This window comes from Subsaxibacter sp. CAU 1640 (assembly GCF_023156585.1).
Taxonomy (GTDB): Bacteria; Bacteroidota; Bacteroidia; order Flavobacteriales; family Flavobacteriaceae; genus JBPOFM01.
In genome coordinates, this window is the sequence record NZ_JALNMI010000003.1 from 518,069 (window position 1) to 544,195 (window position 26,127).

Here is a 26,127-nt window from a genome sequence, read left to right on the forward strand (position 1 = left end):
AAGTTATGACTAAAATACTAATGGTTTGCCTTGGGAACATCTGTCGTTCACCTTTGGCACACGGTATTTTGGAATCAATGCTACCACCTGACCAATTCTATGTCGATTCAGCTGGAACTGGAAATTATCATATAGGTTCTCCACCTGACCATCGCTCTATTAAAGTGGCGAAAAAATATGGTATTGATATTTCGAAACAACAATGTAGGCAATTTCAAGCTTCAGATTTTGATCGTTTCGACTATATTTTTGTAATGGATGCCTCGAATCTTCAAAATGTAAAACGCCTTGCTAGAAACAGTTATGATATCGCTAAAATTCGATTGATTCTTAATCCGGAACTCAATGGTTTAAGTGAAGTTCCAGATCCATACTATGGAGATGACTCTGATTTTGAAAAGGTTTTTCATCTACTCAATGATGCTTGTACTTATATTTCTGACGAGCTTCAAGAATTGCATTAAGAAAATTCTCAATTTTATATATTCCTTTTTTTGTAAATTAGGCATTTAAACTCCTTAAATTAACAAAATGAAACAGTTCTACGTTTTTATTTCGCTATTAGCCTCTATTCATTTAAATGCTCAAGTTATCGATATCGAAACTTTTGCAACTGGATTTAGCAATCCAATAAGTATTAAACACGCTGGAGATGACAGACTTTTCGTTGTTGAACAAGCTGGCGTTATTAAGATCGTCAATTCAAACGGAACAACTAATTCTACTCCTTTTCTAGATATCAATTCTATTGTAATAAATGGCGGAGGAGAAAGAGGCTTATTAGGTTTAGCCTTTCATCCAAACTACGTTTCAAACGGATACTTTTATGTAAATTACATCAACAATAGTGGAAATACCGTTATTTCTCGATTTTCCAGAAGCACTAGCAATCCAAATACTGCTGATTCAACGTCTGAATTGCAAATTTTGAGCTATACTCAACCCTTTACCAATCACAATGGAGGTGATATGGCTTTTGGACCAGACGGCTATTTGTATATATCATCGGGTGATGGAGGTTCTGGAGGAGATCCTGGAGATAGAGCACAATCACTTACAACTTTATTGGGAAAACTGTTGCGAATTGATGTTGATAATACCAGTAACGGTAACAACTATGCCATTCCTGCAGATAATCCTTTCGCCGGAAGTACTAGTGCAATGCAGGAAATTTGGGCCTATGGGTTGAGAAACCCTTGGAAATTTTCATTTGATAGAAATACGGGAGATTTATGGATTGCTGATGTAGGCCAAAACATACGTGAAGAAATCAATATGGTGGCTTCAGACCTTGCTGGTGCAAATTATGGCTGGAGATGTTATGAAGGTAATGCTGTTTATGATACAAGCGGCAACTGTCCTGCTACGAATACTTTAACTTTCCCGGTAGCCCAATATACCCACAGTGGAAATGGCTTGTTTAAATGTTCTATCACTGGTGGATACCGTTATAGAGGAACAGCTCAACCAACGTTAGATGGTTTGTATTTTTTCGCCGATTATTGCAGTGATGAAATTGGAGTTCTTACTGAATCAGGAGGAAGCTGGAATATGTCTTTTGTCGGTCCGTTTAATGGCAATGGCTGGACAACTTTTGGTGAAGGAAATAATGGTGAAATTTATATTGCAGGTAATAGCTCTGATACCGTATATCGAATAATTGACTCCAATCTGGGTGTTGAAGAAAATGATTTATTCGCTTTAAAACTATATCCAAACCCTACCGAAGATTTACTTATTATTGATTCTACAAATTCTTCCACAGCTATTCAATCTGTAGAAATTTATAGCATTCAAGGGGAACTGGTTTCAACATCAACTGATTTTGGTTCACAAAGAATCGACATCCCAACCTCTCATCTTACAAGTGGAATGTATTTTGTTGAAATTACGAATGCCGAAGGAAATAGTGTTTTGAAAAAACTTATCAAAAATTAATGACATCACAAGTAGGTAAGTTGTATCTTATCCCAACAGGTTTGGGAGACAATCCTCCTTTAGAAGTATTGCCAATTTCCATCAAAAAGATAATTGAATCTGTAGATGATTATATTGTCGAAAATGAAAAGACAGCACGACGATTTATTAAATCCATCAGTTCAAAAAAGTCGCAGCCAAGCTTGAGGCTTCATATTTTGAACAAATACACTAAAGAAAATGAAATGTCAAGTTTTCTTGATGCTTGTTTGGAAGGAAAATCTATGGGTTTATTATCTGAAGCTGGATGTCCTGCCATTGCAGACCCAGGCTCTGATATTGTAAGGTTGGCGCATCAAAACAACATTCATGTGGTTCCTTTAGTGGGACCTTCAAGTATTGTTTTGGCATTAATGGGTTCAGGAATGAACGGACAAAGTTTTGCATTCAATGGTTATCTACCGATTGACAAACACGAACGAAAGTCAGAATTAAAACGTTTGGAGCGCTTGTCGTTTGAGCAGAATCAATCACAACTTTTTATCGAAACGCCATACAGAAACAATAAAATGCTTGAAGATTTATGCCAAACATTGCAACCTCAAACTAGAGTTTGTGTAGCCTGCGACCTAACACTTTCTACTGAATATATAAAAACGATGACTGCAAAAGAATGGACGTTTGCAAAAGTTGACTTTCACAAACGTCCAGCAATTTTTATCATTCACAAAGAATAACTATAGCGTTACCTTCGCTTTTTTGTCTGCAATGACCGAAGAAGTATCGTAACCAGAGAATTTTTTCATATAAGACCTGATGGAAGACCCGAAAGCATCAGAAAATGTGTCGTTTCCATAGCTTCTCAAAAACTTCTTCACACTCCCTGGTCCAGCCAAATGTGCAGCGGCCAAAATACCAGATTCAGTGATTTTTACACCGTTGATAGTTTTGCCTTCAAACCTAGTAATATCTTTGCGTAAAACCCATTTGTTGCGCTGAAGATTCGCCATAAATGCTTTCTCCTGCAATTCAGGATTGAACAAAAATTGGTCTGCATTATAGATACCGATTAACTTTAATGTCTCAAGTCCAAATTGATATTTACCTAAATAACCAAAGTCATTAATTATATGATATTTACCTCTAGATTCCTTATATGCTACAGCTTCTTTAAATCCATTATAAGCTTTTCCCAATAACGGAGAAACTTCTACATTCGCCATAATATCATCCATCTTAACCTCGTCAGATAGCATAGCGATATCTTTATTCACGGTGTAATCAAGCGTCAATCCTTCTGTAGAAAATTTGGTCATATCTAAAGAAGTGTTAGGAAACAATGCAAATGCCAATACAGTAAAAATTGCTACTGTGATTGCTAAATTTTTGATCCAATTACTTTTCATAATTTTTCATTTATAGAACAACCTTCTCTATTTCTAATTGTTCTAAAATTTCAGCCTGCAAATATACAACTTTTATTTAGTTGCTGACTTCTAGACTGTTAATGTATGTTAAAAGTAGATGAAATGCGCTTTTAAGCCGTTTTTACTGTCCAATTCCAAAGTTGGAAAAGGCACTTTTATAACGTTCAAAACGTCAAAGACGGATTTCAAGATGTGGGAATTCGTTTTTATTTTTGTCAAATCTACGTCTAAACTTAAATAGTATTGACGTTTACGTTGAGGACTTATAATCAAGTTATTAACATCTTCTTTACCAGATAGCATTCCGTCTGCTCCATATCCAACGGCAACATTCAACCATTTGGGAATTTTACTCTCTTTAAAAAATGAATTGATATTGGCACTCAACCAATACGTTTGTCCATTATAATCCTTCAGAACTTCCTCCAGAAATCCATTTCCCAATTTTTCAGGATTTTGAGGTGCAAAATCTGTTTGATGAAAAGAATATTTCAATGTCAGTCGTTGTTCATCCCAAAGCAATTCCTGGCCGACAAATAAACCGGTACCGGAGACATTGGCAATCATATCTCCCCAAGAAAAACCCCATTCTGCACTAAAACCGTCGAAAACCTCAACTGTTGTCAAAAAAGCCAAGCCCAAAGTTGAACCATAAATGAGTTGATTTTTTTTGCTTTCTCCACTCCACTCCAACACATTGGCGCCAACTCTGCTCATTTGATAGGAGGAAAACACGTGCCCAAGCTTGTCCATTTGCAGCCATTCATCATTATCATTAAGTGTATGAAACTTTGATTGTGGATAATCGGCATACCATAATTGATTCAAACCAATCAATGAAATAGTTGCCAAAGATGCTTCCGTGATATATACTGCATTCCGCCTCGACGTGTTTAAAGTATCACTCGGCTTTAAGAAAGAATTAATTTTTGATTGGGAAAAGACAGAAACAGATAGAAAAAAAAGAAAAATGGTATATGTGAGGAACCGTCCCAAAGTTATCTGTTGACACCTTGTTGATTGATCCATCGCACATATTCCTGGCGGTTTACATTATGTTGCGACAAAGTTTTCGCGAACTTATGATATCCGAAATTTTTCACATCTGCCACAAAATAAAAATAGTCGTGACTCTCTGGATTCAATACACCATCTATTGCCGAAATATCAGGCATTGCAATGAGTCCAGGCGGTAAACCTGCATATTTGTAAGTGTTGTAAGGAGAGTCCAGTTCCAAATCTTTGTAAAGTACTCGTTTAATCACTTGATCAAAATCATTTGTACTTTTCTTGATTGCAAAAATAACCGTGGGGTCTGCCTGAAGGAGCATCCCAACTTTTAACCGGTTTAAATAGACACCAGCCACACGCGGTCGTTCATCAGCTTTTGCAGTTTCCTTTTGAACAATGGATGCCAACACCAGTACTTGATTTGGCGTCAGATTCAGTTTTTTAGCTTTATCCAATCGAGCATCGGTCCAAAACCGATTGTATTCAGTCAGCATTCGGTCGCGGAATTGTTCAGCCGAGGTGTTCCAAAAAAACTCGTAACTATTAGGAATATACATTCCAAGAGCAGTCGCATTGTTAAAACCGTTTGCCTTCAAAAAGTCAGAATCCTTCATTACAGAAATAAGCGATAAACTATCAGCTTCGATCTGTGTTGAAATACGAGCTGCCAAATTTTCCAAGGTTTCCTGATTATTGAAAGATAATTTCAACGGCACATTTTTGCTTCTGATGCTGTTGATGATATCATTATTGTTCATATGTTTTTTAATGATATACCTTCCAGCTTTTACATTAGTGTTGTATTTCTTTTGTTTGGCAAGCACATCAAAGCTTTCAATGTCTTTAAGTAATGGCTCCAACTGTAATTTCACTTCATCGTATGTAGCATTTGTTGGAATAAGTACATACGCCTCTTCATTGTTAAAAGCCGTGTTCGAATTGAACATAATGTTGTAAATATTATAGGATACAATAGCGGCTACAATTAACCCTATGATTGCTACAGCAAGAAGTATTTTTTTGATATACATTTAACGATTAATAAGTTGAAATAAATATTCGTTTTGATAGTGTCCGTTAATGGAACTCCAATCTTTTTTAAGGCCAACTTTCTCAAAACCTTGATTGGTAAACAGAGAAATACTGGCTTTATTGTTTTCAGATATGTTACAATATAACTGATGAAGTTTTAAATGTTTGAAACTGTAATCTATCAACAATTGAAGCGCTTCTTTCCCATATCCTTTGTTGCGATGATTCTGCTCCTTCACCAAGATACCAACGCCAGCTCTGCTGTTTTTGACATCGAAATCGAACAAATCAATCATTCCGACGGCTTTGTCCTGATAATTTGAAATAACGAGCCGCAACTGCTTTACTTCATAAATATCCTTATGTGAATTCTTCAAATATTGCTTTAAGATGAATTTGGAAAACGGTGTTTGCGTGTTACTGATTTCCCAAAAGGTCTCATCATTTTCTATGGTGTATAAAAACTCCAAATCTTCAGGCTCCAAAGCGCGCAAATAGATATGTTCTCCTTTGAGTGTCATCATATTTCGCCTTTAAAGACTAGTGTTGCAGGTCCAATGAGCCAAATATTCTTATATCCTGTACCATTTTTTTTGAATGACACTTCCAATTGACCTCCTGGTGTTTTGAGTATGACGCTATTTTTTTCAGTTTCACCAATGTAATTCATTGCCAAAGCTACAGCCGTAACACCAGTTCCACAGGACAATGTCTCATCTTCAACACCTCTTTCATAGGTTCTCACCAAAAAAGAATCAGCGTTCAGTTTTTTGACAAAATTTACATTGCTGCCTTCTTTAAAATACGGTGCGCCATAACGAATGCGTCTGCCCTGCTCTTTCACGCCCAAAATTTCCAAGTTTGATTCCAATTGAACGTGGTGTGGCGAACCTGTATTCAAAAAAAGATGGTTTTCAAGCTTTTCAATCGTTTTGACATCTTGCATTTGAAGTTTTACCAAATCATTTTCAATCACAGCGTGATGCAATCCATCAATGGCCTCAAAAGTCGCCTTTTGTTTAACGATACCCAAGAAATTGGCAAAAGCCATAATACATCTTCCGCCATTACCGCACATACTGCTTTCATTCCCATCTGCATTGAAATAGACCATTTTAAAATCTATTTCCGGATGATTTTCCAACAGAATCAATCCATCGGCACCAATTCCAAAACGTCTATCGCACAACTTGGCAATCAACTCAATATTGCTTTTGTCAAATGATTCTTGACGATTATCAATCATCACAAAATCATTGCCTGTACCTTGATATTTATAAAATTCTGTCTTCATATAGTTCACGGCAAATATAAGAATAATAGATTGCTTTTTTGATTGTTAAACCAGCGTTAAAGTAGGCGTTAAAAATCGTTAAACATCCATTGCTCATTCAATAAATAATTAATTTTAGTCGTTAATATCACAAATAATTCTCTAAACAATATTTAAAAAAATGAAAAAGATTTTAACCTTGCTATTCGTATCGGTTTTGGGTGGAATCATAACATTATCTGCCTATAAACTTTGGATTGAAAAAGATTCCAAATTTTTTGTTGCCACAAATGAGGCACAACCTACATTCATTCCAACCAATAAAACAACATCAAATTTGCTTTACAATGCAGATTCTGTTGATTTTACGCAGGCTGCCGAAAATGCAGTACACGCTGTCGTTCACGTAAAAAACACAACTGTGAGTCAAGGTGGACCAGTGACGCTTCAGGATTTATTCTACGGAAGAAGCCAGCCACGTACACAAGTTGGTACTGGTAGCGGTGTGATTATTTCGCCAGATGGCTATATCATTACAAACAATCACGTCATCAATGGAGCGAGACAACTTTCTATAACATTAAATGACAATAAAATCTATCCAGCGAAACTTATTGGTACTGATGAAAAAACAGATATCGCACTTTTAAAGATCGATGCAGATGACGATTTGCCTTATGTAACCTTTGGTGATTCAGACCAAGCAAAAGTGGGCGAATGGGTTTTAGCCGTCGGTAACCCTTTTAATTTAACATCTACTGTTACTGCTGGAATCATCAGTGCTAAATCTAGAGATTTATCTGGTGTGAATGCACAATCCTTTATCCAGACAGACGCTGCGGTGAATCCTGGAAATTCTGGAGGTGCATTGGTAAATATCAATGGTGATTTAATTGGTATCAATACAGCCATCACTTCCCAAACTGGTTCATACATAGGTTATTCATTTGCTGTGCCAAGTAATATTGCTCGTAAGGTCGTTGAAGATATTATGGAATTTGGAGATGTTCAAACTGGTATTTTAGGAGTGAACATTTTAAACAGAAATTCTAAATACGCCATCGAGAATGGCTTGAACGAGATTGATGGTGTGTACGTGAGTGGCATTGAGGAAAATTCTGGTGCCGACAAAGCAGGATTAAAAAATGGCGATATAATCAAAAGAATTGATAATATCAGAATTTCAAAATTCGCAGATTTGAGTGGTTATTTGAATACAAAACGACCAAACGATGTCGTAAAAGTAACCATTCAAAGAGATGGCAACGAAAAGATAATTCCTGTAACCTTATCAAAATATGAAATAAGTTCGGTTGAGTACTTGGATATGCAACTTAAAAATATTCCTAAACAAGCAAAGGAAAAATATAATATAGACAATGGTGTTCTGGTAATCAAAAACAATAACTATTCGCTGTACAAGAATTTAGGTATCAACGAAGGTTATGTTATTACTGAAATCAACGGTGAAAAAATCAATTCTGTGGAAGACATCAACAAACTTCAACAAAAATATGGTGACAACCTCACAAAAATCAGCGTTATCAATACCAATGGTCAAAAAGAAAGTTTTATTTTCAGATAAAACCGGTTAACAATAGATGAAAAGACCCTTCAAGATTCAAAATTTTGAAGGGTTTTTTATTTTTCAAAAAACCTTACGAAAACGTTTGAAATATACTATTTTTGCAAAAATTTTAAAAACAACACACTAAACCTTTAATTATGAGTTTGAACGGGACTTATGAAAACGAATTGGCTTTTCAAGCCGACCGAAGACGTGCCACAGTAGAGTTTATAAAGATTGTAAGCGATCTTTGGTACGACAAATCTATTGAGTTGGTGCTCTTTAGGAATCAATTAATAGACAAAAATGTCAGCGAGATTCTCAACTTGCACGAATATGCTGGGGAATTTGTTGGAAAACCAATTTCGATTTTTGATTCTGTAGAAATAGCCCAAGCTATCAAGCAGTTGGATATTCCACCTGCCAAGTTAGATATCGGAAAACTTACCTATGAGTTCCATCTAGAAGATCAGAAATATGGTAATGCCACTGCATTTGTAGCAGATAAACTGAAAGGAGCAAGTAAATATGAAGGCATTAAACCTAAAGATGTGATTTTATATGGTTTCGGCAGAATTGGGCGATTGGTAGCAAGAGAATTGATGACCAAAACAGGAAAAGGAAGCCAAATGCGTTTGAGAGCCATCGTTACACGTGGTAAAGTTGATCAAACGGTTTTGGAAAAAAGAGCCTCTCTGTTAAGGAATGATTCCGTTCACGGTGATTTTTCTGGAACTGTCATTGCAGATGCTAAAAACAGTGCTTTGATTATCAATGGAACTACCGTAAATATTATTTCTGCTAATAATCCTGAAGACATTGATTATACTAAATACGGAATCAAGAATGCTTTGGTAATTGACAACACAGGAGTTTTTAGAGATAAAGAAGCTTTGGGCAGACACCTTAAATCTAAAGGTGTTGATAAAGTATTGTTGACAGCACCAGGCAAAGGTGTTCCAAACATTGTTCACGGTGTTAACCATTTGGATTATGATCCTGAAAAAGTCGATATTTTTTCAGCGGCATCTTGTACTACAAATGCCATCACTCCCGTATTGAAAGCTGTTGAAGACACTTTGGGTGTGAAACACGGACATATTGAAACCATTCATGCGTACACTAATGACCAAAATTTGGTGGACAATTTCCACGATAAATACCGTCGCGGAAGAGCTGCCGGATTGAATATGGTGATTACTGAAACTGGAGCGGGAAGCGCTGTTACGAAAGCCCTTCCTTCAATGGATGGTAAATTGACTTCAAACGCCATTAGAGTTCCTGTACCAAATGGATCATTGGCGATTCTAAATTTGGAACTGGAGAAAGAAACATCTTTAGATGGCATCAATACCATTCTTAAAAAATATGCTTTGGAAGGTGATCTGGTTGAACAAATCAAATATGAATTGAGCGATGAGTTGGTTTCTAGTGATATCGTTGGTATTTCTGCACCTGCTATTTACGACAGTAAAGCTACCATCGTCAGAGCTGACGGAAAAAATGCCCTTTTATATATTTGGTATGATAATGAGTATGGTTATAGTCATCAAGTAATTAGGTTGGCAAAATATATTTCTAAAGTAAGACGTTATACATATTATTAATAGTAAAACATCTATTTCTAAATATCAACCGTATATAAAAATAGCCTTACTTATGTGAGGCTATTTGTTTAAAATTGAAACAAATACTAATAATTATTCTTATCTTGTTCAAAATTAACCACATCAAAAAAAACTTTAAATGCACTCAATCAAAACTTTAGCTGTTGTCTTATTTTCTTTCTTGATTTCATCCCAACTTTTCGCTCAAGAAACTTCTAATGATACAGATGAAGACAAACTTTCTTTATATGAAGGTTCCATCGACAATCAATTCGAATACGTAATTCAAAAATCATACAGTTATCAGGAATTCAAAAACGTCAAAAAAACTTGGCTCTACGAGTTGAAAGCTCATACTTTGGATTCGTTAAAAGCCCTTCAAAATGATTTGGACAATACACAGAAATCGGTTGACAGTTTGGTTTTGGAAATTCAAGGGTTAAAAACAAACCTTTCGGACACAAAAATGAATTTAGCAAATACGATTGAGGAAAAAGACAATATGGCGCTTTTTGGTATGCCGATGAGCAAATCAAATTATAGTACTATTATGTGGAGCATCATTGGCTTGTTATTGATTTTATTGTTGGTGTTTATCTATAAATTCAGAAACAGCAATGCCGTTACCAGACAGTCCAAACTTGCCTTGTCTGATATTGAAGAGGAGTTCGAAGAGCACAGACGAACAGCGCTTGAACGCGAGCAGGTAGTGAGACGACAACTCCAGGACGAGCTCAATAAACAGAAGAAAACGAAATAAAGAATCCAAGAATCCGAAAAACAGTTTTCGGATTTTTTTTTCGCATCTTTGCACTCAATTTCATAGCAATGCGAATAGATATTATTACTGTTTTACCTGAACTTCTCAAAAGTCCCTTTGAAGCCTCTATTTTAAAGCGTGCTATCGAAGCCGATTTGGTAAGTGTGCATTTTCATAATTTGAGAGATTATACATCAGATAGATATAAATCTGTTGACGATACACAGTTTGGTGGTGGCGCAGGTATGGTTATGATGATTGAACCTATTGATAAATGCATCAGCAAATTGCAGTCCGAACGATCTTATGATGAAATTATCTATATGACACCAGATGGCGAAACCTTAAAACAGGGAATTGCGAACCAATTATCACTAAAAGAGAATATAATCATCTTATGTGGACATTATAAAGGTGTAGATCAAAGAGTTCGTGATAAATTCATTACCAAAGAAATTTCCATTGGAGATTATGTACTATCAGGCGGTGAACTTGGAGCTGCAGTGCTTTGTGATGCCGTAATAAGATTAATTCCTGGTGTGTTGGGCAACGAAACTTCCGCATTGACAGATTCTTTTCAAGATAACTTATTGGCGCCACCTATTTATACAAAACCCAGAGAATATAAGGGCTTGAAGGTTCCTGAAGTTTTGTTCAGTGGCAATTTTCCAAAAATTGAAAAGTGGAGAGAAGAACAGGCCTATTTAAGAACAAAGGAGAGACGTCCTGATTTACTTGAAGATTGATTTTTCAGGTTTCTTACAGTAAAAACCGATTTCATTTCTTCAAATAATTATATATCAATAAGATAATCAACAAAAAAATTATCCTTAATTGATTGCCAATTATTAATTATTGATTATTTTTGCGTCCAATTTCGGATTAACCTCTGGCGAAGTACGCGAATGTTGGTTTGAATCAATCTTATAAAACTTAAAAAGATGAATTCTTTAGTAAAATTTGTACAAGACGAATTTGTAGAAAAAAAGGAAATTCCAGATTTCAGCGCTGGTGATACTATTACAGTGTATTATGAAATCCGTGAAGGTGACAAAAAACGTACACAGTTCTTTAAAGGTGTTGTATTGCAACGTAAAGGTTCTGGTAGTTCTGAAACATTTACCATCCGTAAAATGTCTGGAACCATTGGTGTAGAGCGTATCTTCCCAGTAAACTTACCAGCTCTTCAAAAAATTGAAGTAAATAAAAGAGGTAAAGTTAGACGTTCTAGAATTTATTATTTCAGAGGTCTTACTGGTAAAAAAGCAAGAATCAAAGAAAGAAGAGACTAATTCAAGTCTTCAATATAAAAAAGCCCGAAACAAAATGTTTCGGGCTTTTTGTTTTTTCACTCTATTTGAATTAATACTCTTTTGCAAACTTGGTCCAGCTATCATCATTCGTACGATTATCAATATTAGGATCAAACAACGCATTGTCAGTTCCTATATAGGTACCTTGGTTTGAAACCCAATAATAATTGGAGCCAGACGGCACATTATATTGTTCTCGTGTTTCGTGATTGCCTATTAAGGTGGTTTCATTGATGCCACGAATGGTTTTTGAATGTCCTACGTCATTCATATTACTACGATTCAAATATCCTTTGTGCGATATATCCAAAATATCACTATATGTATCACCTATAGAACGAGACGTATTCCCAGCAGCTGCAATAGCCTGCATACGTCGAGCGTGAGCTGCAGCACTTTGTTGAGCTGCTCTATTCCAAAATTCATTGGTTTTTTGAATATTTTGCATCAACTGCCCATTCATTACCTGTATCCATTGCGGATTAATTTGAGCATTTGCCAATGAATAAATATATGCATTCTTCGCTTGCGCAAAGTAATCATCTGAAGCCTCTATTTCGGTAGTTTGAATTGTCCAATTGACCACTTGAGATTTAATGATATCATATCTCACCATAAGAATCATTGATTTGGAACCTTGATTGTTTTCCCATTCCGTAGCCATCGCTTCTACTCTTCTTTGCGACCCAGTATTTGGCATTGCATTGAATAATTTTTGATAAAGCCCAGAAACTTCCGGAACGTCATAACTTGTCAAAAATTTATACCCTTGAGATTGTGCATTCGGTTTGATGACTTGATTCAGCAATTGCTGATTTGATATTGGTTGTCCAATGGCATGTCCACTCATTTGAATAGTTTCCAAAACCATAGGATCATTGCTCCAGGCATAAGATTCCGATTCCATTTTATGAACCTTCAGGCCTTGAGGCCCTTCAATATAAATAGGACTATTGACACTGTTGACGTTCCAACTTTTTGGAATCGGATAACGCGTTTGCACCAATCCGTTTTTTGGGTCTACGTATTCATTGTATTTTGTGGTTTCGATACCCTTCATAGATTCCGATTGAAGCATAGCAATAGTTTCAGTTGTGTTGTTCATCCCATTATTAGTTTTTGATTGTTTGTTCGAATCAGAATTGTTTTTTTGGGCGTTTCCATTATTGCAAGCAAGTAGAAAAAATATGCCGATGGAATAAAAGGTGATTTTGATTGTTTTCATTATTTCAGTTGTTTCATTTATATAGTATCGAAGGGTTCGGAAAATGTCATCATTTTCAACTTCAAACGTTATTAACTTTTGTTAATAACCATAGTTAATATCGATTTGATAACTAAATTGTTATATTTTTTGATATATGACAATATAATTTGTATTTTAGTAAAACGATTAACAACAACATTTCTAATGTTGGTTTCAGCATCGAAAATTGAATTAATGTTAAATCGTATAAAGTAACGTTCTTTATAAAAATTGTTTTTTGAGGTTATTTCAGAGTCACGTGTATGCGTGCTATAATTGGAACAACCATGATATCTTAAAAAGTGTCGCATGTGTTACAGGCCGCAACTATTAAGATTGAAAGTTTCCAAAGAGGTCTGTAGCGAAAGCAAAGGCAAGGTAGGAAGCAATGTTTTGGAAATTATAAGTCGTGCAAACGAGGTGTAAGAGAAGAAACATCAAGAAAAACAATCAACTGAAACAAAGTAATAACAGGTCAATACATTTTGAAAGTTATGAAACGTTTCATTGAAATAGTGAAATTTGAATTTGATAGGTGATACAGAATGTATATTCTTATCAACCGTACAGCAGAAATGCTGTTAGAATCACAAAGTAACTGTTTCAAAAAAGCCATGTCAAAGTAGTTTTGCTACAGTGATATGGCTTTTGTCTTTTATAATCTTTCCTGCTTTTTATTAGAGGTTTCATTTACTATATTTGTAAACTTTGATAAAATTATATCCCAATTAACTAAATAAATTCATGGCAAAAGCATCTACCATTTTTTACACTAAAACAGACGAAGCACCCGCTTTAGCAACCCAATCATTTTTACCAATCATTCAATCTTTCACCAAATCTTCCGGAATCAACGTTGTCACTAAAGACATATCGCTGGCTGGACGTATCATTGCAAACTTCCCCGAATTTTTGGAAGAATCCCAACGCATACCTGATGCTTTAAAAGAATTGGGAGATTTGGCAACGAAACCTGAAGCAAACATTATAAAACTGCCAAACATCAGTGCCTCGATTCCACAGTTGACGGAAGCTATTGCTGAATTGCAAGCCAAAGGTTACAAGCTTCCAGATTATCCTCAAAATCCGAAATCTGACGAAGAAAAATCAATAAAAGCTCGTTATGACAAAATTAAAGGTAGTGCGGTAAATCCTGTGCTTCGCGAAGGAAACTCTGACAGAAGAGCGCCAAAGGCAGTAAAAAATTATGCCAAAAAGAATCCTCATTCTATGGGTGAATGGTCTTTTGATTCAAAAACCCACGTTTCCACTATGGAACACGGTGATTTTTTCCATACTGAAAAATCAGTCACTTTAAAGAATGATGATAATGTTAAGATTGTTCTTAAAACAACCAATGGAAAGGAAACCACTCTTAAAGAAAGTACTCCTTTATTAACTGGTGAAATCATCGATGCTTCTGTAATGAGCAAAAAAGCGCTTCTGGAGTTTCTCGATGCACAAGTAAAAGATGCAAGGTCAAAAGGGATTTTGTTTTCATTGCATATGAAAGCAACAATGATGAAAGTGTCTGACCCAATTATTTTTGGTCACGCCGTTCGTGTGTTCTTTAAAGACCTTTTCAAAAAACATCAGGAAACTTTCCAGACTATTGGTGTCGATGTCAATAATGGTTTTGGAAATTTGGTAGAAAAACTCAATAAACTTTCCGACAGTGATAAAAAAGCCATTCAAGATGATATTGATGCAGCACTTTCAAATGGACCAAGTTTGGCAATGGTAAATTCTGACAAAGGAATTACCAACCTGCACGTACCAAGTGACGTTATCATTGATGCTTCAATGCCTGCAATGATTAGAAGCTCTGGAAAAATGTGGAATTCTGAAGGTAAATTGCAAGACACAAAAGCTGTAATTCCAGACAGCAGTTATGCTGGTCTATACCAAGCCACAATAGATTTCTGTAAGGCAAATGGTGCTTTTGACCCAACAACTATGGGAACTGTACCAAACGTAGGCTTGATGGCTCAAAAAGCTGAAGAATACGGCTCACACGATAAAACATTTGAAATTTCTGAAAATGGAACTGTAGCTGTCGTTGACAAAAACGGAAATACACTTTTGGAACATACTGTTGAGGCTGGAGATATCTGGAGAATGTGTCAAACAAAAGATGCGCCAATCAAAGACTGGGTGAAGCTTGCCGTGACAAGAGCACAAGCATCGAACACACCTGCTGTATTTTGGCTTGATAAAAATAGAGCGCACGATGCAGAACTCATCAAAAAAGTAAAAGAATATCTTAAGGACCACGATACAAATGGTCTTGATATTAGAATTCTAGCTCCTGTTGAAGCAACAAAATTTACTTTGGAGCGTATCAAAAATGGAAAAGATACTATTTCAGTTACTGGTAACGTATTGAGAGATTACTTAACTGACCTCTTCCCTATTTTGGAATTAGGTACAAGTGCAAAAATGCTATCGATTGTACCGTTGATGAATGGTGGTGGTTTGTTTGAAACAGGTGCTGGTGGTTCAGCTCCTAAACACGTTGAGCAATTTGTAGAAGAAAACCATTTGAGATGGGATTCTTTGGGAGAATTCCTTGCTCTTGCAGTATCCTTGGAACATTTGGCAAAAAGTGAAAACAATCCGAAAGCTCAAATACTGGCAGATACTTTGGATGAGGCAACTGGAAAGTTATTGGACACAGGTAAATCACCTTCAAGAAAAGTTAAGGAATTGGACAATAGAGGAAGTCATTTTTACTTGGCGCTTTATTGGGCTGAAGCGTTGGCTAATCAAAATTTAGATGCTCAATTACAGGCTGAATTCAAAAATGTGCACGATGTACTTTCAACGAATGAAGAGCGAATCGTAAACGAGTTGAATGAAGTTCAAGGTCATTCGGTGGATATTGGTGGTTATTACGAACCAGATAATGATTTGGTAAGCAATGCTATGAGACCAAGCCATACACTTAATGCAGTCATTAAAAATATGAATGAATAAAGTCAATTATTGTTTACAATAATTTAAAAAACATTAAACAATATTCTATAAAAGCTCCTTATCTTTGAGGAGCTTTTATTTTACAGTCGATTGATGGATAAATTCACCAAAACAATACTTCAGGTTATCATTTTTGTAATTTCCACATTTATGGCTGGCCAAGAAAAAGTAACATTGAGTGGAACGATTACTGACCAAACCAGCAACGAAACCCTTATTGGTGTAAACATCATTTTTACAGAATTGCAAACTGGCACTACCACAAATGAGTATGGTTTCTATTCCATAACATTGCCACAAGGTGAGTACAAAGTGCAGATAAGCTATCTCGGTTTTAATACCATTTCAGAAACCATTTTCCTTTCCGAAAACAAAACAATCAATTATAAGCTTTCTGAATCTTCCGAAAGTCTTGATGAAATTGTCATTACAGAAAACGTCGAAAAACTCAACATCAAAAAACCTCAAATGAGTGTCAATGCTTTGTCCATTGGCACGATTAAACAGATGCCTGTAGTTTTGGGAGAAGTGGACGTCATCAAATCGCTCACGTTGCTACCAGGTGTTACGAGTGCTGGCGAAGGTGCTTCCGGTTTTAACGTTCGCGGTGGTGCCGTAGACCAAAATTTGATTCTTTTAGATGAAGCGACCATTTTCAATTCATCACATCTTTTTGGATTGTTTTCAGTTTTCAACCCAGATGCTATCAAGGATTTGAAGTTGTATAAAGGTGGGATTCCGGCTAAATACGGAGGCCGCGTATCTTCGGTCTTGGACATTTACCAAAAAGAAGGCAACAGTAATGAATTTCATATGAATGGGGGAATTGGTCTCGTTTCCAGTCGATTATTGGCAGAAGGTCCAATCAAAAAGAAAAAAGGTTCATTTCTTTTGGGTGGAAGAAGCACTTACGCACATATTTTTCTTCCATTATTTGATTTGGATGACAATTCCGCGTATTTCTATGATTTGAATACTAAATTAAGTTATCGTTTGAATGACAATAACAATATTTATCTTTCTGGATATTTCGGAAGAGATGTCTTTTCAATTTCAGATAGTTTCGAAAATATTTATGGTAATGCTGTTATCAATTTTCGTTGGAACCACTTGTTTTCAGATAAATTGTTTTCAAATGCATCACTGATTTATTCAGATTATTATTATGGACTCAACTTGAATTTTGTTGAATTCAATTGGGATTCCGGAATCCAGAATTTCAATTTTAAGTATGATTTGAAGCATTATCTGACGAATAAGTTCAAGCTGGAATATGGTTTGAACAGTATTTACTATCGATTCAATCCAGGCGATATTCAGCCATCCACACCTACTTCAGGCTTAAACCCATTTAAATTGACCGATAAATATGCGTTTGAAAATGCGTTGTATTTAGATGTGGAACATCAATTATCAAATAAATTAAGCGTTAGCTATGGATTACGGTTCAGTTCCTTTCTTCGATTGGGTCAGGATGAATTGAATGTTTACGAAAACGACAATCCCGTAAATTTCAATGAGGAACTTCAAATTTATGAGGAAGCAGAACCAATTGGCACCGAAACTTTCAAGCGAAGTGATGTCATCCAATCATTTGCAAATTTAGAGCCTCGACTGGCTCTCGCCTATCAGTTAAATGAGAATTCTTCTGTAAAAGCAAGCTATAACAGAATGAGTCAATATTTGCACTTATTGTCTAATACAAGTTCGCCAACACCACTCGACGTTTGGACACCGAGTGGAAAATATGTAAAGCCACAATTGCTGGACCAATTCGCCTTTGGGTATTTCAAAACTATAAATGATAATGACTATTCTTTGGAAATTGAAAGTTTTTACAAAACAGTAAAAAACCGAATCGATTACATCGATGGTGCAAACCTCATTGCAAACAATGCCATTGAACAAGTTATCTTGAATGGCGAAGCAAGAGCTTATGGCCTAGAACTTTTATTTCGAAAAAATGAAGGTAATTTTAAAGGATGGATTGCCTACACACTTTCAAAATCCGAACAAAAAACAGAAGGCAGAACAGCTTTAGAAACAGGTATCAATAATGGTGATTGGTATAACACACCTTATGACAAAACACACGACATTTCTGTTACGACGTCCTATGAATTCAATAAAAAATGGAGCTTGAGTGGAAATTTCCTTTTTCAAACCGGACAGCCTACCACATTTCCAAATGGTCAATATGAGTATAACGGCATCACAATTCCTAATTATGAATCCAGAAATTCAAGTAGGTTGCCCAGCTACCACCGATTGGATGTCGCTTTAACCTTTAAACCGAAGCCCGATTCTCAAAAACGTTGGAAAAGTGAATGGGTTTTCAGCGCTTACAATGTTTATGATCGAAAAAATGCTGCATCGATTACGTTTAGGGAAAACCGCAATACGAGTGCCAATGAAGCTGTTCGTCTAGCAATTTTCGGTATCATCCCTTCAGTATCTTATAACTTTAAATTTTAGATGATGAGACATTTTCTATATATCATTTTGTTTGCAATTTGTTTCTCGTGTGAAGATGTCATTGATGTCGATTTGAATGAAGCTCCGCCAAAATTGGTCATCGACGCTTCCATCAATTGGTTTAAAAGTACCGCAGGAAACGAACAAAACATCAAGCTAACACTCACAGCTCCTTATTTCGAAAACAGCGTTCCTCCTGCCAATGGAGCGCAAGTGAGCATTGTAAACAGTCTTGGCGAGTCTTTTGTCTTTACTGAAATTGACAATTCTGGCATATATAGTACATCCAGTTTTTTGCCGGAAATCAACGAAACGTATACGCTCACAATATTGTATCAAAGTGAAATCTATACTGCTTCAGAAACACTCAAATCTGTCGTTCCCATTGACTTTGTTGAGCAAAATGATGAAGGAGGATTTTCGGGTGAAGAGACAGAATTGAAAGCCTTTTACACAGACCCAGCTGACGAAGAAAATTACTATTTTTTTGAGTTCATCAGCGACATTCCAGCAATTCCAAGTCTTGAAGTTTACAGCGACGAGTTCACAAATGGCAATCAAATTTTCGGTTTTTATACTGAAGAAGATTTAACGACAGATGATGTCGTTACCATCAGAAACTATGGCGTGTCAGAGCGATTTTACAATTTTATGTTCATTCTTCTTCAACAAAATGGCCAAGAAGGTGGAGGACCATTTGAAACCCAACCAGCAACTGTTCGCGGCAACTGCATCAATCAAACCAATCCAGACAACTTCCCGCTGGGTTATTTCAGACTATCCGAAGTCGCAGAATTTATATATACGGTCGAATGATTTGGGCGTTACCCATTTTTCACTTCTCGACTCAAAATGAGTCGTGCTGTCCGCTATATCTTTTTATGTCAAACTCACTCAATCGTTAAATGGCATAAAAAGGATGCCGCTACCATCACTAACGCAAAACAAAATTTGTATTTTTGACGTATGACGTTTATAAAAACAACAGAGCAAGATTCGCACTATAATCATCTCGAAAAGATGAGCGTTAATGAGTTGTTGACCCATATCAATACCGAGGACCAGTCTGTTCCATTGGCTGTTAAAAAAGCCATTCCACAAATAGAAAATCTTGTTGAAGTCATCGTAAAAAAATTAAAAGATGGTGGCCGTTTGTTTTACATAGGCGCAGGTACCAGTGGTCGTTTAGGCATTATAGATGCTTCAGAATGTCCACCTACATTTGGTGTTTCGCATAATTTAGTCATTGGACTGATTGCAGGAGGCGATGCTGCCATTAGAAAAGCCGTCGAATTTGCAGAAGATTCCACCACACAAGGTTGGGAAGATTTAAAATCGTATGCCATTAACCAGAACGATGTGGTTATAGGCATTGCCGCTTCTGGAACAACGCCTTATGTCGTTGGAGCTTTGAATAAATGTAATGAACAACATATCGTGACAGGTTGTATCACTTGCAATCAAAATAGTCCATTATCCCAAACCGCTAAATTCCCAATCGAAGTCATCGTCGGACCGGAATTTGTAACCGGTAGCTCTCGTATGAAAGCTGGCACAGCACAGAAATTAGTATTGAATATGATATCCACTGCCACTATGATTCAACTAGGCAAAGTACAAGGCAATAAAATGGTGGATATGCAATTGAGCAATAACAAACTCGTAGATAGGGGTGTCAAAATGATTATGCAAGAGCTTCAAATTTCGCAGTTAGAAGCTCAAAAGTTATTGGACAAATATCATAACGTTCGTAACGCCATTCAAAACTACAAAAATGATGGAGCAGCCGAGAACAAATAAGGATTTGCTTTTCAAAGGGATTAAAACTATGGCCATCTGTGTGGCATTGATGTTTTTAGGACCTACCCTTCTATATATAGCTTTTAGCAATCAAGACAAGCCAACTTACCCAATTGTATTAATTATTTCTATAATAGTTTGTGGATTGGCCGTATTTTTTCTTTTTAAAGGGATTTTGATTATTCTTAAAAGTTTATTTCATAATTAAATTATCATATGCATAAAGTAAAAGACCCACTATAAAGAATAGCGGGTCTTCTTATTAAAAATTAATTGAATTATTGGTGTTTTCTAATATATTCAATTTTTTCAGCGTCGTTTTTAAAAATTATCGGCTGAACATTTACATTTTCTAGAACTTCAGCTTCAAATCTCCATTTGTCATATTCAGAATTTACATTTTCTACTTTAACAGTTTTATTTTTAGATCTATATGTAAAATCATTTCCTGAATTCTTTACTGGCAAATTACCTGGAAGCGGTGTTGGCAATATGTTTGTTTTTGGACTATCTGCTATTTCTCTTGCAGCTACACACGCAACTGTCGCTTGAAATCCATTAGAGACTACTGAATAGTCAGAAAACAAAAGGATCGTCATATACCTTTGTGTCGATACCACCGTTCTACCTCTTAAAGATGCAGATCCTGCTGTTGGACTACCTGTTCCTGTAAATCCTGATGTGGTAGCAACTCCTCCACCATTACCTGTAGCGGTAGTAATAGGCGTACTGTTAACACTATTCCCATCAAAAATTTTCAAAAAGTCAAAATTAGTCTCTAAACTAAAACCATTAGTTGTATTGGCAAACGTAACTTGCGCTTTGTTACCTGCCCCAGCATCAATATAATAAACATCATATCTGTGCGCGGAATAATTACCAGTTGCTCCACCATGATCGACTAATGTTTGTCCGCAACCAAGGTTAGTGGTAGAAGAATAAGTATTGTTCAAATTAATTGTATAGTTACCACTATCTGTTGAATAGCCGGTTACATAAAAATAATATGTTGTTGGAGAAGTATTTGTTGTAAACACAACCCTAGATTGGCTATTCGTTAAAGTATCATCATTGGATGCTATACAACTCAATGTACCACAAGATCCAGAATACACTCCCAAAATTGTGTCGAAGTTGCTTCCTTCTGTATCAACACTTATTTGTTGTGCACCTGAACTAACATATCTAAACCAAACACCAGGAGCTGTATTCAAAGAGTTGCTCGAACATGTACTTGAAGGGGCACCGGTCAAAGTTGCAGATGAAGTAGAACCTGTTAGTGTCTGTCCCAATGTCATTGTAGTGGCATTAGCGCACAGATCGTTTGCTGGTGGAAAAATTTCTGTCAATGTCAAGTTATAGTTGCCTGACACCCCAGTAGCAGCAGTAATATAAATACGATATGTAGTACCCGCAGCTGCAGTAAAAGTTAATTCAGATTGAGGCGTAACACCTGTTGGACCATTATCATTAGCTGTCACACAGGATAAGGCACCACATGATCCCGATAAAATAGCCAATCTCGTGTCAAAATTACTTCCAACTGTAGAAACACGTATAAGTTTACTTGAACCCGTTCCGTTAGTATAAGTATGCCATACTCCAGGTCCTGAATTCAAAGAAACACTATTACAGCTTGAAGTAGGCGCTCCAGTGCTATTACCATATAATGTAGTACCAGTAACTGGGGTTCCAATGCTTACTGATGTGGCATTTGCACACAAATCATTTGCTGGAGGAAATACTTGAGTGACATTTACTGTGTAATTTCCTGTTGTTAATGCACTTGAACCTGTTACATATACTCTATAAGTTGTGCCTGCGGTTGCATTAAAAACTACTTCAGATTGTGGAGTAACTCCTGTTGGGCCATTGTCGTTAGCAGTAACACAGCTTAATGCACCACATGATCCGGAATATATAGCTAGTCTAGTGTCGAAATCACTTCCAACAGTGTTTATTTTCAACATCATATTTGAAGATGGCGTAACGGTATGCCACACTCCAGGACTGGCATTCATCGAAACACTATTACAAGATGATGTTGGAGCTCCTGTAGTAGATGCCGTAGTAGTAGCTCCTGATGCAGTACCGCCTACAGATATAGATGTTGCATTGGCACAAAGATCATTTGCCGGAGGAATAAATTCTGTTACATTCAACACATAATTACCAGTATTGGCTTGAAATCCCGTAACATAAAAATAATAAGTAACACCTGCCGCAGCAGAAAACGACACTTTAGATTGAATATTTGAAGGGTAACTGATATCATCGTTTGCAGAAACACATGTCAAAGATGAGCAACTTCCTGAAAACACTCCGAGTTTAGTATCATAATTACTTCCTTGTGTATCGACAATCATGCTCTTTGGGGTTGGCGAGGTAAATTTATACCATACTCCTGGGGCAGTATTCAATGATAAGGAATTACAATTTGAAGTTGGCACACCCGCTGTAGTAGCATTAGCAGTTGAACCTGTTACAGAATCACCAACATTTACTGTGATGGCATTGGCGCACAAATCATTTGCTACAGCAGGCCCTGTACAAGTGGTATCACTTACAAAAGTACCTGAAGAATTTCCAAAAGTTGGCGCGGACCATGTTCCTGAAACTTGCGCACATTGTGGTTCATTTGCGGCACTTCCAGAATTATATTTATGCGTTCCGTTCCATGAAACAACGTGTCCCAAAATACTAGTTGACCCCGAAATATTACATGTGGTATATCCAGAAGCATTGGTACAGCCAGATTGAGCACTCACAGGACCAGTATTATAAACGCGACCTCCATAGGCAATTTGTACAGCAAAAACCTGTCCATCTCCAGCACCAATAGACATTACATTCCAAGTTCTCCCAGTAGTTGGAAAGCCTCCAGTTCCAGCAGTACGAACATAAGTACCCGTAATCGGTGATACTGGAGCTCTAGAAAGATTTTTGGCTATATAAATATCCGATTCTTTATTATCCAATGTTACATTTGTAATGACAGGATTTAAGCCATCACTTTCCACAGAAAATTCAAATGTTGAATCAATATCGCTGTATCCAACCGAAGAAAAAGATAGATTGCTAACAGTGTTGTCCAAGGTTAATTTTGGAGTTCTACTTTTAAGTTCAATAGTTTCACCTGAATTCAAAGCAAGGATAGCAAACCCTTCTGAATTAGGTGATAGGTTAATAACAATATTTCCACGTGTAAGACCGTCATTAGTAGTAAACATTCCTTTGTAAACCCCGAAATAAGAGTTATCATATTGATCGGATGCGATTCTTTCGCTTAAGACACTGTTTTCGTTACCTTGTTTTTCTTCAAAGGTATCTTTGGAACAAGCAAAAGCTAAAAGGCACAATAATAGCAATTGTAATAATTTGTACACTTTCATAAATTCATAGTTTTAGTTTATAGCTTTATTAAATAAGTGATTAAATGTATATATTTTTTTAACAGTTAATGTGAACCGTAATACTTCTAGGCATGAAATGCATAAAAAAACGTCAAAAAATATAGCTGATATATCAATATTTAATAAATTATCAAAATTGAAAGTTTTTTCTTGTTAAAAGTGGTACTAGGACAAAAAAAAAGAACCGTTGACATAGCAACGGTTCTTTTTTATATTTAATATGAATTATTTATTATTTTGATAATATGCTGCTTTAGACTTTTCAGTCCATATAGATATCCTTGAAGATGTATTCGGGACTTTAGGAGTTATATTCTCGTTAACAGCTGGCATGTAGCTTAAACTATTTTTCTGTTGTCCAGAATTTTGACGACCAGTGACGCAATTAACCGTAGCTCTAAAACCTCGATCTACAACAGAAATATCTGATTCAAATACCACCGTCAAATACCTTCCTGTGGAAACAACCGTTTTTCCTCTCAAAGAAGTTCCAGTGAATCCGTCAGGGGTTGCTGTAGTGCCGTCTGTTGTAGCGGTTATCATTGGTGAACAGATATCTTCACCATCATAAATTCTCATAAAATCAAAACCGCTTTCGAGTGCAAATCCATTGACACCATTGTTGAAAACCAAATTAGCTGTCATTCCTTCACCTGCATCTATATTATAAACATCATTTCTGTTATTAGAATAATTTCCGTTTCCTCCTCCATTATCGGTAATTTCTTGCCCACAAGCGGGGTTTGTTGTGGATGTATAGGTAGGTGTCCCACAAGTAACGCTCAAGGCATAATCTCCTGTATCCCCTTCATAACCACCAATGAAAAAGTAGTATGTTTCACCTTCCGATGCGGTAAAAGTTAATTCAGATTCTGGAAAATCTGGAAAATCAATATCATCATTATTAGCTACACAATCTAAAGCTCCACAGCTTCCTGAAAAAACTTTCAAATGCGTATCATAATCGCTTCCCAAAGTACTAACAGTAACTTCTTGACATTCTGTGGAAATGAATTTATACCAAACTCCTGGCACATCATCAGAACCAAAAACATCATCACTACAAGAAAGTGGTGAGTCTGCATTTGTAGCAAATTCAGAATTGCCCACAACAGAATCTCCACAAGTTATTAAACTCGCATTAGCACACACATCATTTATCACTTCAATTCCTGAACAATCTGAATCACTTTGGAAAGTACCAGAAGATCCTCCATAAGTTGGAGCGGACCATGTACCACTAACTTCAGAACAGCCCAAATTATCGTCAAAATTATCGTAAGTATGTGTACCGCTCCAGGTTACAAGATGGCCTAATATGTTGGTACTACCGCTAATATCACAGGTATCAGTAAAATTTCCATTATCTACACAATTATCTTGGGTCCCTGTAGGAGGTGTATTATAAAGTCTACCACCATACCATATTTGAGCAGCATAAGTTTGATTATCCATACCAATTGACATCACATTCCAAGTACGACCACTTGTAGGAAAACCTCCCGTTCCATCAGTTCGCATGTATGTACCAGTAATTGTATTGAGTGGTGCTCTAGAAAGATCCTTGGCAACCAATACATCAGAATCTTGATTATTGAATGAAACCTCCCTAATGTCAGGATTTAAGCCATTACCTTCCACTGAAAATTTAAATGAAGTCTCTATATCGTTCAATCCTGATGATGTGAAAATAAGATCCGACACTCTGTTATCAACAGTAAGTTTTGGAGTTCTGCTTTGGAGATCTATAACATCTCCAGAGCTCAAAGTTATTTGTGCAATTCCAATACTGTTTGGAGACAACGTTAAAACAATTGAACCTCTTGTAAGGCCATCATTAGTTGAAAATAGTCCTTTGTAAACACCCAAATAGGAATTGTCAAATTGGCCTGCTGACAATCTTTCATTAAACCCATCATGTTGTTCAATCCTATCTTTATCCTGTGAACAGGATAGTGCTAAATAGGAAAGCACTGTCAAAAGTAATAATTTGTAAATTTTCATAAATAATTTGATTAATAGTTAAAATTAGTGGAATATATTAAAAAGCAGTGATTTATAAAATTTATAAAACATTATATTTTAGTCCATTATATTTTTTTAGATTAAGTGCTTCATTTTATCCATGAAAAATATATATACTAGAAAATTAGATGCATAAAAAAGGTTAGAAGTTATAATTTTATAAAAAAAAGCCCCCAACATTTCTGTTGGGGGCTTCTGAAAAAGGCGACGACCTACTCTCCCACGAGGTGCAGTACCATCGGCGCAAACGGGCTTAACTTCTCTGTTCGGAATGGTAAGAGGTGA

The 26,127-nt window shown here is 36.2% G+C and carries 21 protein-coding genes and 1 rRNA gene; 13 read left to right on the plus strand and 9 right to left on the minus strand.

Going from position 1 to position 26,127, the window contains the following annotated elements:
- Positions 1-5: 5 nt before the first annotated feature.
- The 3 genes from M0G43_RS09740 to M0G43_RS09750 all read left to right on the plus strand — a co-directional run bounded on the left by M0G43_RS09740 (position 6) and on the right by M0G43_RS09750 (position 2,654).
- Positions 6-464, plus strand: coding sequence for a low molecular weight protein-tyrosine-phosphatase (locus M0G43_RS09740; protein WP_248025595.1), 459 nt, complete (start codon positions 6-8; stop codon positions 462-464).
- 67 nt (positions 465-531) lie between these two features.
- Positions 532-1,938: a PQQ-dependent sugar dehydrogenase gene (locus M0G43_RS09745; RefSeq protein WP_248025597.1), complete on the plus strand. Its 1,407-nt coding sequence runs from the start codon at positions 532-534 to the stop codon at positions 1,936-1,938.
- Complete coding sequence (locus M0G43_RS09750) at positions 1,938-2,654, plus strand: SAM-dependent methyltransferase (RefSeq protein WP_248025599.1); 717 nt, start codon at positions 1,938-1,940, stop codon at positions 2,652-2,654. Before M0G43_RS09745 ends, M0G43_RS09750 begins: the two co-directional genes overlap by 1 nt.
- On the opposite strand, the gene M0G43_RS09755 is transcribed toward M0G43_RS09750, so the two are convergent.
- From M0G43_RS09755 to dapF, 5 genes are all read right to left on the minus strand, one after another.
- Positions 2,655-3,323, minus strand: a complete 669-nt coding sequence (locus M0G43_RS09755; protein WP_248025601.1) for a peptidoglycan-binding protein LysM — start codon at positions 3,321-3,323, stop codon at positions 2,655-2,657. It abuts the gene before it with no gap.
- 108 nt (positions 3,324-3,431) lie between these two features.
- Positions 3,432-4,340: a DUF2279 domain-containing protein gene (locus M0G43_RS09760; RefSeq protein WP_248025603.1), complete on the minus strand. Its 909-nt coding sequence runs from the start codon at positions 4,338-4,340 to the stop codon at positions 3,432-3,434.
- 2 nt (positions 4,341-4,342) lie between these two features.
- The gene (gene mltG / locus M0G43_RS09765) at positions 4,343-5,386 is read right to left on the minus strand and encodes an endolytic transglycosylase MltG (protein WP_248025608.1); all 1,044 of its coding nucleotides are present in this window, start codon (positions 5,384-5,386) and stop codon (positions 4,343-4,345) included.
- A complete protein-coding gene (locus tag M0G43_RS09770) occupies positions 5,387-5,911 on the minus strand; it encodes a GNAT family N-acetyltransferase (protein WP_248025616.1) in 525 nt (174 codons plus the stop codon).
- Positions 5,908-6,681, minus strand: a complete 774-nt coding sequence (dapF, locus tag M0G43_RS09775; protein ID WP_248025621.1) for a diaminopimelate epimerase — start codon at positions 6,679-6,681, stop codon at positions 5,908-5,910. The genes M0G43_RS09770 and dapF overlap by 4 nt, the downstream gene beginning before the upstream one ends.
- A gap of 160 nt (positions 6,682-6,841) precedes the next feature.
- Here dapF and M0G43_RS09780 point away from each other — a divergent pair, with 160 nt between their 5' ends.
- The 5 genes from M0G43_RS09780 to rplS all read left to right on the plus strand — a co-directional run bounded on the left by M0G43_RS09780 (position 6,842) and on the right by rplS (position 11,886).
- Entirely contained in the window at positions 6,842-8,245 is a 1,404-nt protein-coding gene (locus M0G43_RS09780; protein WP_248025622.1) for a trypsin-like peptidase domain-containing protein, read from the plus strand.
- A 140-nt stretch (positions 8,246-8,385) separates the two neighbouring features.
- Positions 8,386-9,834, plus strand: coding sequence for a glyceraldehyde-3-phosphate dehydrogenase (locus tag M0G43_RS09785; RefSeq protein WP_248025625.1), 1,449 nt, complete (start codon positions 8,386-8,388; stop codon positions 9,832-9,834).
- A gap of 139 nt (positions 9,835-9,973) precedes the next feature.
- Positions 9,974-10,594, plus strand: coding sequence for a tRNA (guanine-N1)-methyltransferase (locus tag M0G43_RS09790; protein ID WP_248025628.1), 621 nt, complete (start codon positions 9,974-9,976; stop codon positions 10,592-10,594).
- Positions 10,595-10,662: 68 nt separating this feature from the next.
- Positions 10,663-11,340: a tRNA (guanosine(37)-N1)-methyltransferase TrmD gene (gene trmD, locus M0G43_RS09795; RefSeq protein WP_248025630.1), complete on the plus strand. Its 678-nt coding sequence runs from the start codon at positions 10,663-10,665 to the stop codon at positions 11,338-11,340.
- 195 nt (positions 11,341-11,535) lie between these two features.
- Entirely contained in the window at positions 11,536-11,886 is a 351-nt protein-coding gene (gene rplS, locus M0G43_RS09800) for a 50S ribosomal protein L19 (RefSeq protein ID WP_248025631.1), read from the plus strand.
- Positions 11,887-11,956: 70 nt separating this feature from the next.
- Here rplS and M0G43_RS09805 read toward each other — a convergent pair whose 3' ends face one another.
- Positions 11,957-13,132 (minus strand): hypothetical protein, encoded by a 1,176-nt coding sequence (locus M0G43_RS09805; RefSeq protein ID WP_248025632.1) that lies wholly within the window; start codon positions 13,130-13,132, stop codon positions 11,957-11,959.
- Between the two features lie 765 nt (positions 13,133-13,897).
- Between M0G43_RS09805 and M0G43_RS09810 the strand changes: the two genes are divergently transcribed.
- From M0G43_RS09810 to M0G43_RS09830, 5 genes are all read left to right on the plus strand, one after another.
- Positions 13,898-16,129, plus strand: a complete 2,232-nt coding sequence (locus tag M0G43_RS09810; RefSeq protein ID WP_248025638.1) for an NADP-dependent isocitrate dehydrogenase — start codon at positions 13,898-13,900, stop codon at positions 16,127-16,129.
- A gap of 93 nt (positions 16,130-16,222) precedes the next feature.
- Positions 16,223-18,604 (plus strand): TonB-dependent receptor, encoded by a 2,382-nt coding sequence (locus M0G43_RS09815; RefSeq protein ID WP_411039862.1) that lies wholly within the window; start codon positions 16,223-16,225, stop codon positions 18,602-18,604.
- Between the two features lie 3 nt (positions 18,605-18,607).
- Positions 18,608-19,420, plus strand: coding sequence for a DUF4249 domain-containing protein (locus tag M0G43_RS09820; RefSeq protein WP_248025639.1), 813 nt, complete (start codon positions 18,608-18,610; stop codon positions 19,418-19,420).
- Positions 19,421-19,570: 150 nt separating this feature from the next.
- A complete protein-coding gene (murQ, locus tag M0G43_RS09825) occupies positions 19,571-20,404 on the plus strand; it encodes an N-acetylmuramic acid 6-phosphate etherase (RefSeq protein WP_248025648.1) in 834 nt (277 codons plus the stop codon).
- Positions 20,405-20,453: 49 nt separating this feature from the next.
- The gene (locus tag M0G43_RS09830; RefSeq protein WP_248025662.1) at positions 20,454-20,612 is read left to right on the plus strand and encodes a DUF6095 family protein; all 159 of its coding nucleotides are present in this window, start codon (positions 20,454-20,456) and stop codon (positions 20,610-20,612) included.
- Positions 20,613-20,682: 70 nt separating this feature from the next.
- Here M0G43_RS09830 and M0G43_RS09835 read toward each other — a convergent pair whose 3' ends face one another.
- The 3 genes from M0G43_RS09835 to rrf form a co-directional block, all read right to left on the minus strand.
- Positions 20,683-23,796, minus strand: coding sequence for a CUB domain-containing protein (locus M0G43_RS09835; protein ID WP_248025650.1), 3,114 nt, complete (start codon positions 23,794-23,796; stop codon positions 20,683-20,685).
- A 246-nt stretch (positions 23,797-24,042) separates the two neighbouring features.
- Positions 24,043-25,821, minus strand: a complete 1,779-nt coding sequence (locus tag M0G43_RS09840; protein WP_248025651.1) for a CUB domain-containing protein — start codon at positions 25,819-25,821, stop codon at positions 24,043-24,045.
- 220 nt (positions 25,822-26,041) lie between these two features.
- Positions 26,042-26,127 (minus strand): 5S ribosomal RNA (gene rrf, locus M0G43_RS09845); the annotation flags it as partial.